The sequence below is a fragment of the Nostoc sp. DedQUE07 genome (assembly GCF_034530975.2).
Lineage (GTDB): Bacteria > Cyanobacteriota > Cyanobacteriia > Cyanobacteriales > Nostocaceae > Nostoc.
On record NZ_JAVRCC020000036.1, the window covers coordinates 37,728 to 55,401 of the forward strand.

13 protein-coding genes and 1 pseudogene are annotated in these 17,674 nt (G+C 42.5%); 10 read left to right on the forward strand and 4 right to left on the reverse strand.

Features of this window, described 5'->3' with window-relative positions:
* Window positions 1-41 precede the first annotated feature (41 nt).
* The 9 genes and pseudogenes from RMZ95_RS23780 (at window position 42) to RMZ95_RS23820 (ending at window position 10,534) form a co-directional block, all read left to right on the forward strand.
* A complete protein-coding gene (locus RMZ95_RS23780; protein WP_322682511.1) occupies window positions 42-1,292 on the forward strand; it encodes a competence/damage-inducible protein A in 1,251 nt (416 codons plus the stop codon).
* Window positions 1,293-1,341: 49 nt separating this feature from the next.
* Window positions 1,342-1,590, forward strand: a complete 249-nt coding sequence (locus RMZ95_RS23785; RefSeq protein WP_322682512.1) for a CopG family transcriptional regulator — start codon at window positions 1,342-1,344, stop codon at window positions 1,588-1,590.
* A 386-nt stretch (window positions 1,591-1,976) separates the two neighbouring features.
* On the forward strand, window positions 1,977-2,420 hold the full coding sequence (locus tag RMZ95_RS23790; RefSeq protein WP_322674408.1) for a hypothetical protein: 444 nt from the start codon (window positions 1,977-1,979) through the stop codon (window positions 2,418-2,420).
* Between the two features lie 737 nt (window positions 2,421-3,157).
* Window positions 3,158-5,065 (forward strand): 1-deoxy-D-xylulose-5-phosphate synthase, encoded by a 1,908-nt coding sequence (dxs, locus tag RMZ95_RS23795; protein WP_322682513.1) that lies wholly within the window; start codon window positions 3,158-3,160, stop codon window positions 5,063-5,065.
* Window positions 5,066-6,481: 1,416 nt separating this feature from the next.
* Window positions 6,482-7,014, forward strand: a pseudogene (locus RMZ95_RS23800) (GAF domain-containing protein).
* An 82-nt stretch (window positions 7,015-7,096) separates the two neighbouring features.
* Window positions 7,097-7,486 carry a VOC family protein gene (locus RMZ95_RS23805; protein ID WP_322682514.1) on the forward strand — a complete coding sequence of 130 codons (390 nt, stop codon included), beginning with the start codon at window positions 7,097-7,099 and terminating at the stop codon, window positions 7,484-7,486.
* Between the two features lie 83 nt (window positions 7,487-7,569).
* Window positions 7,570-7,884 carry a DUF5615 family PIN-like protein gene (locus RMZ95_RS23810; protein ID WP_322682515.1) on the forward strand — a complete coding sequence of 105 codons (315 nt, stop codon included), beginning with the start codon at window positions 7,570-7,572 and terminating at the stop codon, window positions 7,882-7,884.
* 138 nt (window positions 7,885-8,022) lie between these two features.
* Window positions 8,023-9,231: a class I SAM-dependent methyltransferase gene (locus RMZ95_RS23815; protein ID WP_322682516.1), complete on the forward strand. Its 1,209-nt coding sequence runs from the start codon at window positions 8,023-8,025 to the stop codon at window positions 9,229-9,231.
* A gap of 424 nt (window positions 9,232-9,655) precedes the next feature.
* The gene (locus RMZ95_RS23820; RefSeq protein WP_322674413.1) at window positions 9,656-10,534 is read left to right on the forward strand and encodes an NAD(P)-dependent oxidoreductase; all 879 of its coding nucleotides are present in this window, start codon (window positions 9,656-9,658) and stop codon (window positions 10,532-10,534) included.
* Between the two features lie 356 nt (window positions 10,535-10,890).
* On the opposite strand, the gene RMZ95_RS23825 is transcribed toward RMZ95_RS23820, so the two are convergent.
* Together RMZ95_RS23825 and hslO are read right to left on the reverse strand one after the other, a co-directional pair.
* Window positions 10,891-12,966, reverse strand: coding sequence for a chromosome segregation ATPase (locus RMZ95_RS23825; protein WP_322682517.1), 2,076 nt, complete (start codon window positions 12,964-12,966; stop codon window positions 10,891-10,893).
* Between the two features lie 160 nt (window positions 12,967-13,126).
* On the reverse strand, window positions 13,127-14,026 hold the full coding sequence (hslO, locus tag RMZ95_RS23830) for an Hsp33 family molecular chaperone HslO (RefSeq protein ID WP_322682518.1): 900 nt from the start codon (window positions 14,024-14,026) through the stop codon (window positions 13,127-13,129).
* 240 nt (window positions 14,027-14,266) lie between these two features.
* Between hslO and RMZ95_RS23835 the strand changes: the two genes are divergently transcribed.
* Window positions 14,267-14,662: a hypothetical protein gene (locus RMZ95_RS23835; protein WP_322682527.1), complete on the forward strand. Its 396-nt coding sequence runs from the start codon at window positions 14,267-14,269 to the stop codon at window positions 14,660-14,662.
* 341 nt (window positions 14,663-15,003) lie between these two features.
* Here the strand turns inward: RMZ95_RS23835 and RMZ95_RS23840 are convergent, their stop codons facing one another.
* On the reverse strand, window positions 15,004-15,429 hold the full coding sequence (locus RMZ95_RS23840) for a universal stress protein (protein ID WP_322674420.1): 426 nt from the start codon (window positions 15,427-15,429) through the stop codon (window positions 15,004-15,006).
* 365 nt (window positions 15,430-15,794) lie between these two features.
* Complete coding sequence (hisD, locus tag RMZ95_RS23845) at window positions 15,795-17,093, reverse strand: histidinol dehydrogenase (protein ID WP_322682519.1); 1,299 nt, start codon at window positions 17,091-17,093, stop codon at window positions 15,795-15,797.
* Between the last annotated feature and the right edge of the window lie 581 nt (window positions 17,094-17,674).

Consider the following 17,674-nt stretch of genomic DNA (forward strand, 5'->3'; position numbering starts at 1 on the left):
ACTCCTAACTCCTAATTCCAAACTCCTAACTATTCCTTCCAATGAGTGCAGAAATTATTTGTGTTGGTACTGAACTATTGCTAGGAGATATCCTCAACGGCAATGCTCAATTTTTGGCGCAACAATTAGCGCAACTAGGTATTCCCCACTACTATCAAACAGTGGTTGGGGATAATCCAGAACGGTTGAAGCAAGTTATAGAAATTGCTATTTCCAGAGCGCAAATTCTCATGTTCACTGGTGGACTCGGTCCCACACCAGACGATCTCACCTGTGAAACCATCGCCGATTTTTTTAAAGTCCCTTTGATAGAACGTTCTGACATTATTGAAGACATAACGCAGAAATTTGCCCAACGTGGTCGGGTTATGTCACCAAGTAACCGCAAGCAGGCTTTGATTCCCCAAGGTGCAGAAATTCTCCCCAACCCTACTGGAACAGCACCCGGTATCATTTGGCAACCTCGTCCTGAAATCACGATTTTTACCTTTCCCGGTGTTCCCAGTGAAATGCATGTGATGTGGGAAGAAACAGCTGTGCCATTTCTCAAAAGTCAAGGTTGGGGTAAAGAAATTATTTACAGTCGGAGTTTAAAGTTTTGGGGTATTGGTGAATCTGCTTTAGCGGAAAAGGTTGCTTCGTATTTAAAGTTGCCAAATCCCACAGTCGCCCCTTATGCAGGTAAAGGGGAAGTTAGATTGCGAGTTTCTGCAAAAGCAAATTCAGAAGCAGCCTCAGAAGCTCTAATTGCGCCCATTGAAAAACAACTTAAAGAAATTGCCGGACTGGATTTTTATGGCGTTAATAATGATACTCTCGCTTCTGTAGTTGGTCAGTTGTTACGGGCATCAAAAGAAACGCTTTCAGTGGCAGAATCTTGTACTGGTGGCGGTTTAGGGCAAATGTTGACTGAAATTTCTGGGAGTTCTGATTACTTTTGGGGTGGAGTAATTTCTTATGACAATTCTGTGAAGGTTAGGCTGTTGGGGGTTAATCAGGAAGATTTAGATAAATTTGGAGCGGTAAGTGCTACTGTTGCACAGCAAATGGCTGTTGGAGTCAAAACCCGCCTTGCAACAACTTGGGGACTGAGTATTACTGGAATTGCTGGCCCAACTGGAGGGACAGATACAAAGCCAGTGGGTTTAGTTTACATTGGTTTAGCCGGGCCAAACGATGAAGTGACAAGTTTTGAGTATCAGTTTGGTACTGTGCGAGGTCGAGCTTTAATTCGTCATGTGAGTGCAAATGCAGCGTTGGATAATTTGCGCCGGAAGTTGTTGACGAGGTAGCAGATATATTATGTTTGTCATACAATCTGTATGACAAACGAACCTAACGATGCGAATTAATGCACGATTAGATGACGAGTATGCCGATCGACTAGCCTTTATTCAACAGCAGACTAATCAAGCAGTAACGAATGTGATTAAGTCTGCTATTGAGTTGTATTACCAGCAGCTTCAGCAGGAACAAAAAAATACGTTGTTGATCCTGACCCAAACAGGTTTTATTGATTGCGGTTATACAGATTCGGATCTGTCTGTAAATTACAAGTCAATTCTGAGAGATGCCTTGAAAGCTAAGTAGATTTGTGTGATTTCTGCACCCCGGTTTCAAAGAATTTCTATTGAAACTCAGCATTGGCTTTGTAGTAGGTGTACTACCGATCGGATGTTGGATTGGACTGAAGAAAAAATCAGAATGCAAACGCTCCAATCGTAAAAATTCAATTGCGATGGCGTAATCGGCCCTTGGAAGCGATCGCAAGTCAATTAACTCAAGGGCGATCGCGGATGTTCAAAAACTGTAAACTGTTTAATTTCCAAGAAATAATCTTTACTCAAAATTCAATCTATCAAAATAGTGAATTCATTTCATAACTATTGATGCCAGAACTTCTATCTAGGGATCGATATCGCTAACAAGCTAAATGAAGTAGAAATAGTATACTAAATCACATGAGATTGTATTGTATGAAATCCAATTATGTTGCAAAACAGCTTTCCACGGTAAAACGCTGGATGGCCACAGCGCTGTTTTGTATGTTAGCGATCGCTTTCGTTTGGCAAGGTGCATTTTTCTCGAACACCTCAGCAATGGCCGATCCTGCTGGAACCTTGATTGCATATGATGATGCAGATCGCGCTCAAGAGAAAGCTAGTAGAGATGCTGGACGAACCAAAAATTTCATTGATGATACAGCAGATAAAGTTAAGGACGCTGCCAAGAGCAATGCCAGTAAAGTTGACCAAGCAACAGACAATGGTAGCTTTATTGAGCGCAAAGCCAAAAAAGATGCCGCTACAATTCAGAAGAGAGCAAATGAAGATGCATCTCGGACTAAAGAAGCAGTAGACAATACCAAAAATGTTGTTGAACGTACTGTTGAAAACATTAAGGATGCTTTTGGTAAATAGAGATATAGCAATCCTATTGGATTTGTAAAAATCGAAAACTTTAAATTTCCGACTTCTTAAAGGGGTCGGAAATATTGTTGTTTGCTAGTAATTTCGGAAAATCTTAAGGTTACATCAGCAATTTACAGGTAGTTAAACATTATGTTAGGGTAACACAGATAGCTCTGCATCCCCATAAGGTATTGTAATTAATGCCTCTTTTCCAGTTGCAGACTTTTAACGAGATATATACTAATAATAAATGAAGTTAGATAAAGTAATTAAGTAGCTTTAGATACATATTTATCACAGTTATAAGAATTAGCGATCGCTGATAAAATTAGCTGCTGTCACCGAAGAAGAGTAGAAACTCTAGTTAAATATTTACTAGCAATTATGCTAGATATATAGCTGTAAACAAAATATTTGATTTTCTTTTGTACTAACTTAAGATGGCAAAAGTGAGTAATCTGCTTAATGAACTTCCGCAAATTGCTCTTCAAAAACTTGTTTTTATATACGCATCGCAGGCATTTTATAAGTAGCATTACCCACGGAAAAATGTGTTATAAATTTAACTTATTGCAATCTTATTTGACGAATTGTTAATGGTTAACAAATTTTTCACTATCATCAATTAAGAAGTTATACTTTCCACTACAACTTAGTAACAATGTAAGAGTTTGATTCTGTAGACAACCCGACCGTGGGAAAATCAAAATACCGAGACTCGAAGTTAGAGAGGAAAACCTTATAATATGCATCTGAGCGAAATCACCCATCCTAATCAGTTGCACGGTTTATCTGTTCGCCAACTGCAACAGATTGCCCGTCAGATTCGAGATAAGCATCTTCAAACAGTAGCAGTTAATGGTGGACACTTGGGTCCAGGGTTGGGTGTTGTCGAATTAACACTAGGACTTTACCAAACACTGGACTTAGATCGGGATAAAGTGATTTGGGATGTAGGACACCAGGCTTATCCCCACAAACTGCTTACAGGACGTTATGATCGCTTCCACACCCTCAGACAAAAGGACGGAGTTGCAGGCTATCTGAAACGGGGTGAAAACAAGTTTGACCACTTTGGGGCTGGACACGCTTCTACAAGTATTTCAGCAGCTTTGGGTATGGCTTTAGCGCGAGACTTGAAAGGAGAAAAATTTAAAGCCGTTGCTGTGATTGGGGATGGGGCACTAACTGGCGGCATGGCTTTAGAAGCCATCAACCATGCCGGACACATGCCGAAAACCAACCTGTTGGTTGTTCTCAATGACAACGACATGTCCATATCTCGCAACGTCGGCGCGATTCCCCGCTATCTCAACAAAATGCGCCTCAGCCAACCGGTGCAATTTATTAAAGATAATCTTGAGGAACAGTTTAAGCAAATTCCCTTCGTGGGCGAATCCCTTTCACCCGAACTCGGACGCATCAAAGAAGGTATGAAGCGTTTGGCTGTTCCGAAGGTAGGTGCAGTTTTTGAAGAACTCGGCTTTACTTACATTGGGCCAGTGGATGGGCATAATCTCGAAGAATTGATTGCCACCTTCCAACAAGCACATCAGATACCAGGCCCAGTTTTGGTACATGTAGCAACAGTAAAAGGCAAAGGTTATGAAATTGCCGAACTAGATCAAGTTGGCTACCACGCCCAAAGCCCCTTCAACGTCGCAACTGGCAAAGCCATTCCTTCTAATAAACCCAAACCTCCGGCTTATGCCAAAGTCTTTTCTCACACTCTGGTAAAACTTGCCGAACAAAACCCGAAAATCATCGGCATTACTGCGGCTATGGCAACGGGGACAGGTTTAGATAAACTTCAAGCAAAACTGCCAAATCAATATGTCGATGTCGGCATTGCGGAACAACATGCAATTACCTTAGCAGCAGGACTTGCAACCGAAGGGATGCGCCCCGTTGCAGCTATTTATTCCACCTTCTTGCAGCGCGCCTACGATCAGATAATTCATGATGTCTGCATCCAAAACCTGCCAGTATTCTTCTGCTTGGATCGGGCGGGAATCGTCGGATCTGATGGCCCCACCCATCAAGGTATGTATGATATTGCCTATCTGCGTTGCATTCCTAACATGGTAATCATGGCCCCCAAAGACGAGGCAGAACTGCAAAGCATGGTAGTAACTGGCGTTAATCATACCAGTGGCCCGATCGCAATGCGCTACCCTCGTGGCAATGGCTACGGCGTTCCCTTGATGGAGGAAGGCTGGGAACCTTTGGAAATCGGCAAAGGTGAGATTCTGCGTACAGGCGATGATGTGTTAATTGTTGCTTATGGCACAATGGTCTATCCAGGAATGCAAGCTGCGGAAATTCTCAGCGAACACGGTATTGAAGCAACTGTAATTAATGCCCGTTTCGTTAAGCCGTTGGATACAGAGTTGATTTTACCTTTAGCGAAGAAAATCGGCCGCGTTGTCACCTTAGAAGAAGGCTGTGTAATGGGTGGCTTTGGTAGTGCGATCGCCGAGGCTTTACTAGATGCAGATATTCTCGTTCCTGTCAAGCGATTTGGTGTACCAGATGTATTGGTAGATCACGCTGAACCCAATGAATCTAAGACAGAACTAGGTTTAACTAGTCATCAAATAGCAGAGAGAGTATTGCAAGCTTTCTTTAAACGGCAACTATCTGCTGTGGTTTAGTTTACTGATCAATAGTATTATCTAAAAATAACCCCTGTTATAGGGGTTATTTTTGTGAGAATATTAGCGATCGCTATTTCTACTCACTCTTCACCAATTGCAATAATTTGATAATTACATCGTTTTCTGTGTCTGGGGATTGAACATCAAATCTTTCCCCACCTTGTTTTATCCAGACGCAAACAATAGCTGATTTTACGGTAGGGGCAATTCATGAATTGCCCCTACCTGGAAAAAATTTTTACATATATAACAGATGTACGAATATTTATAGAGTTTTAAATAATGCCCCGGATTTTTGACAATATTGATTTATCATTGCTACCGATTTTACGAGAAACCCACAAACATTGTCTGCTCTTTCCAGTTCTTCTGTCATCAGTTTATTGCTATACCATTTAGAAATCCTAAATCATTTGTGAACAACAAAATACTCGACTTATTGCAGAAGCTCTAAAGGGCGGTTAGAAACGGCATCTACACAGACAAAACCCACCTTTGTGAATTTCAAAGCCTCAATTGTTCTTTAGTCTAAGTTCGCGTAGCATTCCGCAGTAAAAGTAGACTTGCTTTGTATAACTGCGAATTCTATTTGCTTTGGCTCTAAGTTGACTTTTGCTTCTGGAAAATACTGAAATAAGAAAGCAAACTGGGGCTTGAGAAAGTAAAAGCTGATTTGACTTGCGGAAAACACCAAAATGAGAAAGCAAACTGGGGTTTGAGAAAGCAAAAGCTACTTTTGCTTGCGGAAAACACCAAAATGAGAAAGCAAACTGGAGTTTGAATAAGTAAAAGCTGATTTGACTTGCGGAAAACACCAAAATGAGAAAGCAAAAGCTTCTTTTGAGTAAGTCAAAGCTTCTTTTGAGAAAGCATTTCAGTATTTTGAGAAAGCAAACGGGCATTTTTGTAAAGCAATTAGGCATTTTGGTAAAGTAATCAGCAAATCTACCTGATAATTCAAAATTACGGCTGTACAAATCAAGCCAACATTTAGAGAAATTTATAACTTTTCCGTATAATTTATCAGCTTAATTAAATATCAGGGATTTATAAAGTATAAAAAGCATGGGTAAAAATTTAACTCGTATAAAGAGGGTTTATTAAAGTCTGCTAGCGCAGACTTAATTTTTATAGCCACAGATTTATTTTCTGAATATAAATACTCAGCATATTTTTTGGAAATTTAAAAAACTTTAACTTTAACTTTAAATTTATAATTTTAAATTTTTGGGGTGCAAATTAAAACAATTGAATTTCTTTATAATTTATTTGAAATTCACCGCAGAGCTTGAATAGTATTATGTTCCGTTAAAATGGCATTACTGCTATAAATACAACAATGTATTTAAATAAAGTCTAATAAATTACTATATATAAATCCGGTAGCATTTACTTAGTAGTAATTTTAGAACCGTGCAAATTCATTCTCACTCAAAATTTAATCATAGCTGCGATCGCCGCGAGCAGGGTTTGCAAAAATTGCTCGATCGCCTTGTCATATCAATAGAGCGAAATGAGTTAGTCCGGCAAACAACAAATCAACTCTGAGAATCGCTTCAGGTCGATCGGGTGTGTTGTATTATTTTTATGGGCAGTGGGAAGGACAGGTGACTTTTGAATCTTTGAGTTCTAAAGAATTCTCAATACTGGGTTCCACTGGCCCAGATGATTGTTTTAACAACGAGTATGCTGCTTTATACTTAGCAGAACGTATAAAAGCGATCGCTAATATTGAATTAAAGCCAATCGAGGCTTGTCACTGAGATTTTCTCCGCAGTATGCAGGTTCGCGCCAACTTGGTTGCACCAATTATCATCCCTAAAGGATTATGGGGATTACTAGTAGCACACCACTGTCAAAGGCCTCATGATTAGTCGCCATTAGAGATAGAAATGATGCAAATAGGGGCACAAATAGCAACAGATCGTAATATTCTGGAGAGTTAAGTAACTGTGTATTCAAATCGCCTACAGTTAAGTAGCAGAGATATTTGCTAGCACTGATTTTTCTAGAAAAGGAGAAAAAACTGTGAAATTTGGTTACACGGTAATCTGGGTAGACGATGTAGTTAAAACAGTTGAGTTTTACGAAAAAGCTTTTGGTTTAGTTCGTCGCACTCTCCTGGAAAAGGGGCAGTCTATCTGGGCCGAAATCGAAACCGGAAACACTACACTAGCTTTCTCTTCTAGTAACGAAGCACAGAAATTATTTCCTGGTGGCTGCCATCCCAACCACGCTACACAACCACCGGCTTCAATCCAGATATCATTTATTACTCCTGATGTTGGCAGTGCTTATATGAGAGCGATCGGGGCTGGTGCAAAAACACTAGATGCTCCTAAAACCCAGCCTGGGGGACACACTATTGCTCGTGTCCGCGATCCCAATGGTGTGCTGGTATCGTTGGTGAGTGCCTAAGTAGCAAATTGCCTTCTATCGATCTAGATGGCTATGGGCAGCGCGATCGCCTTTTAGCAAGACGCAACCCACAAGGGTAAATTATGATGCTGCGTTTCTTGGCTGATGAGAACTTTAACAATCAGGTTATTCGTCGCGTTCTGCGTCGTAACTGTAATATTGATATTGTCCGTGTTCAGGATGTTGGATTGACTGAAGCAGACGAGCCAACTGTATTAGAATGGGCAGTGCAAAACAGGCGTGTAGTCCTAACTCATGGTGTCGCGACGATGATAACTTTTGCTTATGAACGATTACAAGCAGGCTTGGCAATGCCTGGTTTATTTGAGATCGGTCGTCGTGTTTGGGTTGGTTTAGCGATCGCAGAAATTTTGTTGCTAGATAAATGTAGCTTATAAGGAGAATAGGAAGGATAAGTCCGGTTCTTGCCTTTGCGTTAACGATTGAAGGCGATTAATTTGACTGACGTTGGCGTAGCCTGTCGTCGTTGATAAGCATTTGTTTTTTGTAGTCCCCAATCTAAAATTTGAAATTTTATGGATTCCAATGCTTTGCTGTGTGCAGCGATCGCCAATCACATTACCACCAATCCTCAAAAACGAATTACTTTTGCCCAATTCATGGACATGGCATTATACCACCCTGAATACGGCTACTATTCCAGCGATGCAGTCAAAATAGGCTTTAAAGATAGTGATTTTTTTACCTCTCCCAATCTCTGTTCTGACTTTGGCGAGTTACTCGCAGAACAATTTTTGCAAATGTGGGAGATTTTAGGAAAACCTGTACCCTTTTCTCTGGTAGAAATGGGAGCAGGTCAAGGATTGCTTGCATTGCATATCCTTAAATATCATCAGCTACACTACCCAGATTTTTTTACCGCCCTAGAGTACATAATTGTTGAAAAGTCTCCAACTTTAAGACAAGAACAGCAGCAACGCTTGCAAGATTTCCCTGTGCGTTGGTGTAATTTAGAGGAGATACCACCAAATGCGATCGCTGGTTGCTTTTTCTCTAACGAGTTAGTAGATGCCTTCCCCGTGCATCAATTCATCCTAGAAACGGGCGAACTCCGAGAAATTTATGTGACAACAGATAAGAATGAGAAAGAAACCAATGCCCCATGCCCCATGCCCCATGCCCCATACCCATCATTTATAGAAGTCACAGGGGAACCTTCAACGCCCCAACTAGCTGAATATTTAGACTTAGTGGAAATGAACTTTACCCAAAGTGCATATCCAGATGGCTACCGTAGTGAAATTAATTTAGCGGCTGGTGACTGGTTGAGTATAGTAGCAGACCGCTTGCAGCGCGGCTATGTGTTAACAATTGATTATGGCTACCCCGCCAGCCGTTACTACAATCCCAGGCGATCGCAAGGAACGTTACAGTGCTATTATCACCACCGTTTCCATAACAACCCTTATATTAATATTGGGCGACAAGATATAACTGCCCATGTTGACTTTACAGCTTTGGAACGCTGGGGCCAGAAGTGTAATTTAAAGAAAGTTGGTTTTATTCAGCAGGGATTATTTTTGATGGCACTGGGGTTAGGCGATCGGATTGCAGCCCTTTCCCAGCAAAAGCAACCTCTTTCGCAGCTACTACAGCATCGGGATGCACTACACCAACTTCTAGACCCCACAGGACTCGGCGGTTTTGGAGTTTTAATTCAGAGCAAAGGTCTGGACAATACAGAAATTTCTCAACGATTAAAAGGATTGATTTTGCCAGAGTAAGTGTAAAGTTGAAAAGTTAAAACTCTATTTAAGAATGCAGTATCAGTCTTATTTAGACTAGCATAACAGTGATTACTGTAAAGTTAAACACACTACCAAAGTAATAATTATGTCCACTCATGACCTGTTAATGCTAGTAACACTACTTACCCCTGGTATATTACTGTCAGTGATAATTATGTTAACTTTTGCTGCCGGTGGTTGATTGCCAGAGTCAGGAAGTAAGAAAACTGGGATTTAGGATTGTATTTTAAATTTCAAATAACTACTTCCCAACTAAATTTGAATCAAACAATGCGATGTTCACGATGAGCTATAACGCTCAATGACTCGCTCTAAGCGTTGGCGCAGCCTCTTTAAGAGTTGCTATGCCAAAAGCTTTACGCAACGCTTACGGTGACGCTGTACTAAAGGAACGTAAAAAATGAAGGTGGCATTTCTGGGAACTGGACTGATGGGACTACCAATGGCTCAAAGGTTATTAGCCGCAGATATACAGCTAGTGGCCTACAATCGTACCCCAGAAAAATTAGCATCACTACAAGCCGCTGGGGCTGAAATTGCTACACATCCCCGCCATGCCATTCGTGCTGCTGAGTGCGTAATTCTTATGCTGACTAATGCTCCAGCTATTTACAATGTGTTGCTTTCAGATACTGCTTGGCAAACTCTGGAAGGGCGCACGATTATCCAAATGGGAACAATTACGCCCACAGAAAGCCAGGAAATTAGAGATGCAGTTGTTGGGGGTGGTGGTGAGTACTTAGAAGCGCCCGTATTAGGGAGTATCCCAGAAGCAAAAGCTGGCAAGTTGAGTGTTATGGTAGGGGCCGAGCCAGAACAATACGAACGCCACTTGAAGTTACTCCAAAATTTTGGGACAGAACCTTTACTTATCGGGCCAGTAGGATCTGCGGCGGCGCTTAAATTAGCACTAAATCAACTAATAGCTTCTCTAACAACTAGCTTTGCTTTGAGTCTAGCTTTTGTCCAGCGTCAAGGTGTCGATGTAGATGTGTTTATGCAAATCTTGCGCGACAGTCCCCTCTACGCAGCTACCTTTGACAAAAAGCTACAACGGATGTTAGATGGCAATTATGCCGATCCCAATTTCCCCACAAAACACTTACTTAAAGATACGGAGTTATTTATCTCGGAAGCGAAATCTCGGAGTTTGGATCTCAGCAGTATTAAAGGAGTGCGGCAAATCTTGCAAACAGCCGTAAAAATGTCATTTGCTGATGATGATTATTCATCACTATTTTCAGTCATTAAGGAATGGGGAGAAGCGATCGGGGAATAAAGAATTTAAGCTTCATCTCACGCCTGAAGGCAGGGGAAACTAGGCGTTAACAGCCACGTATAAAGGGTTTTTACTCAAGCTTGAAGCATTCATTTTTGCATTTACTGTTCAATAAGCATTTATTGAATGAGCAAATTATGATACTCTAAACGATTCAGTAATTGTCTTTTTGATTAAGTCGAAGTTAGGGTTGTGCGTAGTGCAACCCCAACTTGTGGTGCGCGTAGGCGTAGCCCGCACTTCTCTGCGAGACGCTGCGCGAACTACAAAGCTCAGTGACCACCGCAGGCATCGCATGAATCGACAGATGCAAAAAACTTACAATTTGATAACCTGCAACTTGGATTAATAAACGATCACTGACCATTAATAGTAGTTGAGCGAGGAAATGGTAGAGATTCAGGCGCAGACGAAGGCTGAGGTTCAGGTTGGGGATTGAGAAAATCCTGCCAAGTCTTAATTTGCTCTTGCGCTGCACTGTAAGCAGCACTACCGCGTGGAACCGATTTGGCAATGTCAATGCCTCTAGCAATATCAGACTGACCTTGAGTGCGTGCTATTTCTAACAATTGCTGACTCCATTGGTCAATAGCCTGATTTGCATCCATACGTAAGATGCTATTGTTTGAAACTCGATCCGCCAGTCGTATTGCCTCAACCAAGGCTTCTGGAGTACCGGCGGCCCCCACTTCTTGGGCTTTTCTCCAGTTTTCTCTAGTGCGAATTTGCCCTTCCCAGTCATCGATCGCAGCTTGTGCTTCTTGTGAAAGCGCCCTTCCCGATGAAGCTATTTGTTGAGCTGTGCTAATGGCGGCGGTGAGATTGCCACTTTGGGCCAGTTCTTGTGCTCGATCTAAGTAAGGCTGATCTTGAATTCGCTCAATCTTTCCTGCCCAAGTACGAATTTTTTTGCGTGCTTCTGGATATAATGCACGACCTCGACGAATTTCGCTGGCCTGGGCGATCGCAGCTTGCAAGGAGTTAATATCCTCGAATATTGCGATCTGTTCGGCGCGGTCTAAGTAAGGTTGGTCTTCAATGGTCTCTACTTGGGCATTCCAGCGACCTATCTCTTGTCTAGCTTCTGCGCCTCTAGGGTTACTTGCAGGAATAAGCTGTACTTGGGCGATCGCTGCGTTTAAATTAGGGACTGTTCCCTGGCTAGCCAATATTCTTGCTTTTTCCAAATGGGCAACATCTTCAATTTCCAACTGCCAACGAGCAATTAGTTGCTGTGCTTCGTTATACACTGGTCTGGAAGGATCGATTTGTTGTGCTTGAGCGATCGCTGCCTCTAAACCAGAAACATTACCGAGCCAAGCACTTCTTTTTGCGTCAGCTATGGCAATAAAATCATCAGTTTCGCCTTGTAGTTTCGTACTTTCCGGTATTTGCCTAGCAATATTTAGCGCTTCATCCGCATCCTTTTTATCTAGTTTCGCCTGTGCCAATTCCAGCATTTTGCGTCCAAATGCCGGAACCGCTTCCTGAGCTTTTTGATAAATATAACTTTCTTGCCCAATGGACTCGGCTAACTTGATCGCTTCTAGGATGTTATCAACTACTTTACTGTTTGCTAAACTTTCGGCTTTTCCTAACTTATCGCCATCTTCCCGTGCTGTAGCAATCAGACGATTCAATTGGTCGTATTTAGTACCCGCCCAGTACTGGTTGTCTACGCGCAGCATTTTAGCGGATAACATGAACGCTGATTGCCAGCGCCGTTCCTTTACTTCGGCGATCGCACCATTGTATGTGGCTTCAGCCTTTGACCAAATTGACTGCCATTTGTCAACTTGTTCATCGACTAATTTATAAGCTGCTACATCTTCGGGTATTTTACGAGCAGTCGCGATCGCTTCCTCTAAATTACCAGTTTGGAAACTTTGATCGGCTAGCTTCAAAATATCCCGCGACCATTCTTCGATGAAACGATCGATTTCTCCATGCAACGGGTGATTTTGTGGTAGTTGCTTCACCAGAGCGATCGCTTGTAATAGGTCGTTCACTGTTTGCTTAGAAGCCGCTAACTGAGCGCAATGTAGCCGCACAGAAGCACTAGCTAGCGGCCAGAAAATCGAAGGGCAATTAGGGGCAGATGGCAACTTTAGCAGCATTGCCATTGCCAAGAATCCCACACTGCTGGGAATCAACATTAGTAGTACTAGCCACAATGTCCAGCTTTTCATCCAGCGTGGCCATTTTCCAGAAGTACTATTGAGTTGGGCAGTTTCCTCTGAATTACTATTTATAGGTAATCCTTTCTTATGGTTTTTTTTTCGCCGCTTCACTGACTTGGAGGTAGAACCAGTAGCTGGGACATCAAATGGCTGAGTTTCACCGAATTGTTCTGTTCGGGATAATCTTTTGCTTTGATCTGGCTCTCTTCCACTGGCTGAAGACCAACTGTCTGGAATATCCCGCTCTGTCATCTCTCACACCAAAATAATTGAATAGCGCTCTGTTTTAGGTTGATAATTCCATTGTTGACATAGTAACTTTCTCGTCATTAAAAAGCTACTTTTTTGATTATCTCTCTCCACAGAGTACCATTATCAATCTCAAAAATCAGTGCTATTTTATACTTTATCCTCAAACAGCAGATTCGGCTTGCAAATCGGAAATTAGTTGAGCTAACTGATCGCTACTTGCCTGGTAGACGTTGCCGCAAAAGTCGCAAGTTGCTTCGGCACCATCATCCTTGATAATCATATCTTGCAGTTCAGCTTCTCCCAAAATCTTTAGTGCCCCCAAAACGCGATCGAAAGAGCAACCACAGTGGAAGCGCAACATTTGGCGTTCGGAAAAGATTTCCAACCCCATATCTCCCAATAAGTCATCAAAGATTTCAGGTAACGTCTTCCCAGCTTGCAACAATGGCGTAAATCCAGCTAGACCAGCAACCCGTGATTCTAACGTTTCTACTAAGGCTTCGTCTCTGGCGGCTTTGGGCAATACTTGTATCAGTAACCCTCCAGCAGCAGTTACTCCCGCTGCTCCTACAAACACACCTAAAACTAAAGCCGAAGGTGTTTGTTCGGAATTCACCAGATAATGAGCGACATCATCACCAATTTCGCCAGAAACTAGTTCTACCGTACTAGAGTAAGGATAACCATAACCGATATCCCGCACAACGTAGAGGTAGCCGCTACCCACAGCACCACCAACATCTAATTTACCTTTAGCATTAGGAGGCAATTCTATAGATGGATTGCCGACATATCCGCGTACTGTACCATCTAAACCTGCGTCTACTAATATGCCACCCAAAGGCCCATCGCCCTTCACCCGAACATTCACCCTCGATCCAGTCCGCTTCATACTAGAGGCCATTAACAAGCCCGCCGTCATAGTCCGACCCAGTGCTGCCGTTGCCACATAAGAAAGCTTGTGGCGCTGCCGTGCTTCTTCTGTTAAACGTGTGGCGATCGCACCTACGGCACGAATTCCACCTTCGGCTGCTGTTGCACGAATTAACTGATCCGCCATGAATAACCTTACATTTCTTAACAAGTTCACTTTTTCTATTCTAAGTTCTTAGCTGCAAGAAAAGTAACGTAGTCGGGTGTTACGCAAATAAACGGCTGTCATTGGTCATTGGTCATTAGTTATTTGCAAAGGACATAGACGCGCTAGCGGCTTCCCGCAGGGTAGGACTGATAACTAATGACAAAAACTATTTGCAATATTAGAAATAGCGATGTCTTATCTTTAGGTAATCCAAGAAAAATGCTGGGTAATTTTCAACAAAGCCAACTACGGATTGAAATTGAAGCATCAACAGATGCAATTCGTGATAGTCTGCTGCATCCCGTGCAACTAAAAAAATGGCTTTTAGGACAACGTTTTGCGCCAGGAATGCCAGAAGAACTACTTCCCGGATTCCAGTTTACAACCTGGACTGGGCCAATCGCGATTCATCATCAAGTAAAGGTTGTCAAATCCAATTGCCTTCGCTTACTACTCAGCGGAGGCATTGACGGGTTCCACGAATGGTACTGGGGAGAAGGTTGGGTACAGTCCCGCTTGGAAGGAGTTTCAATTTTGCCCTTGAATTTGGGTCAAACACTCAGCTTGTTGAGCTTGCGTCAGTTTTTAGCAACTCAAGAACGTTTAATTGACTGAACGTAGAAAAGGGGTTTTCCTTGTCTCTATGGCTAGCCTTTTCAAGGTGACTTCCAAAAATCTCTTTTTTGTTTCTGTGCCACGGACACTTTGCTCAAGTAGGGAAACCCGCTTATGCAAGTGTCCTCTCTGTGGCTCTGCTGTTTAAAAATAATTTATTTAAAGACTCTAGACGCAGAGAACACAGAATTGCATAGATTAAAATTTTTAAACTCCTTGTGCACCATGTTGTCCACTTTCTAAACTCATGGTAGTTAGCTATCAGTGCCATTATTATATTTCAGGTATTCTTCAAAGGCTAGTTTTGGGGTGGCTATAGTCATGATTCCCCTTTTAAATTTTTACCTTGGTTTGACGACTAACACTGAACAATTAGCCTCTTCTACAACTTGACTGCTAACAGAACCCTGAACAATTCGTTTCATCCCCATTAAGCCCCGACTGCCAATTACGATCAAGTCAGTTTTATAAATATTGGCAAGACGAATAATTTCTTCAGCGGGATCGCCAGTTACTAACTCTAACTCACTTCTGGCTGATAACTTTTCCTGATATAATTGCAGTTGCTTTTCAATATGAAAATAAGAAAACGTTGGGGACTCTGGCTGAGGGCGATCGGCAGGTAGTTCCATTTCTGACTCTGGTGTGAGAAACACATGACACAGAATAACCTTGGCGTCTTTTGAAAACACCAAACTATCTAAAGCTTGAATTACTCGTTCTGAAATATCCGAACCATCCAGAGCTACCAAAACACTATTTAGCACTGCTCTCGTCTCCTAAAGAGTAGACCCCTTACATACATAAGTATCTAGCAAAATTAGTCGGCAGTGACACTAAACTAATTTTTTATTTGACAACTTAAGTTTAGATATTTGAGGCTACGCCATAGGTCAGCTAGTTTTACGCCACTTTCATCATACGAACGGGTTGTAGCAACTTTTCTGGAGAAGCTTTTCACGAGTTTTTGAGAGAGGAAAACCCTCTCCCAGCAACTACTGTCGGCAATGCCCCACTCGTGCTTAAAAAATAGCTGAAGGTAGGATAGCAAATGGTGTGCTTTAGCGTAGCTTACCGTAGGTATCGTTATCCAAACTTCCAGTTATTAGAAAAAATTAAGCATTCCAAATCACTATTCTTGCTGAATTCGGCGTCGGACTGAATCAGCATGGGAAGGTAAACCTTCTGCTGTTGCTAGCACATCTATGGCACCAGCCACATTTTGCAGTGCGATTTGGGAGTATTGAATAATACTAGAGTGTTTAAGGAAAGTTTCCACCCCCAATGCCGAAGCATAACGGGCAGCACCAGAAGTTGGCAAGGTATGATTAGGACCTGCCAAATAGTCTCCTACAGCTTCTGGTGTTGAGTAACCCAAAAAGATTGCCCCAGCGTGGCGAATCTGTGGTAAAAGTGCCCAAGGGTCTTTGACTTCTAATTCCAGGTGTTCGGGGGCAAATTCATTTGAGAGTTCTGCTGCGGCTTGGAGCGATTCCACAAGGATAATCAAACCGTAGTGAGCGATCGCTTTTTCTGTATCTATTCGCCGTGGATGATCGACTAGCTGTCTTTCCAAAGCTAATTGCACATTTTTCGCCAAAGCCGCATCTGTCGTCAGCAAAATTGCTGCCGCCATTGGATCGTGTTCGGCTTGGGCTAGCAAGTCAGCAGCTACATGCACCGGATTTGCGGTTTCATCGGCAATCACTAGCACTTCGCTAGGGCCTGCTAAAGAATCAATGCCAACGGTGCCATAGACAAGTTTTTTCGCTAGGGTGACATAAATGTTACCAGGGCCAGTAATCACATCCACTTTTGGAATTGTTTCTGTACCATAAGCTAAAGCGGCGATCGCTTGTGCGCCCCCAATACGATAAATTTCTTGCACCCCTGCTTCTTGGGCAGCTACCAAGACTGCTGGGTTAATAGCACCCCCTGGGCCTGGTGGTGTTACCATCACCACGTGCGGTACAGCAGCAACATGAGCCGGAATTGCATTCATTAGCACTGTACTGGGATAGGCGGCACGGCCACCAGGCACATACAACCCGGCTCGGTCTACAGGGGTGTAGCGTTTGCCCAGTACTACTTCATCGTCACCAAAGTGTACCCAGCTTTTTGGTACTCGCTGACGATGAAACGCTTCAATTTGGCGGCAAGCTAGCCGAACTGCATTCAACAACTCTTTTGATACCTGTTGATAGGCTGCATCCAATTCCGAGCCTGTAACTCTGAGTTCTTCTGCTTTCAGGGTTTGTTTGTCAAATTCGTCCGTGTAATGCAATACAGCTTTGTCGCCTTGGCGCTTCACTGCTTGCAAAATTTCCCGCACCGTCGCTTCTTTGTGAAGTACCTGTTCGTCATGGGTGCGATCGCAGATCCGTTGTAGTTCTGCTCTAACGTCTGCCTGCTGAGTAATAATTCGCAGCATGGAGTAAGGACAATGCCAAAATTATAATATTGCCACCTGAGATTTAGTATTGCTCTTGACCCACTGGGGTGTGCAAGCTGACTCTAATTCTCTTCTCTAGCTTAACCTGGATTTTTTTGATACTCTCAAGGCTACCAGCGTATAGTTTGCTTGAGAAGGCGACTTAATTGCTCAATCCGACAAGCCTTGACTGGCTAGCGGTAGGAAGCAGGTGTGCCATTTCCCACTCCCCTTACACCATTTCCCTCAATCCTTGGGGATGCAGATGGTATGTTTACACATCCAATCCTCTGAATTTACAGGGCTTATGGTTGGAGTATAATTTTTACTTATTTCCCTAACTTTTACTAGTTAATGTGTGTACAGGCACGATATATCGGTTCTATACTTGACAACCCCTGAGATTTAGCTCTTTACAGTTCCTGCCTCTAAATCATACATTTGGTTTACGGACAAATTATATTTATTGGCAATCACATTGCTTAATCAGGTTGTGATCGGTTAGGGTGAAATTTATTTAGATGTATTTTAGTTTAACGCATTTCCTCAATTGACGAAATACTGAATTGGCGAGTATAGAC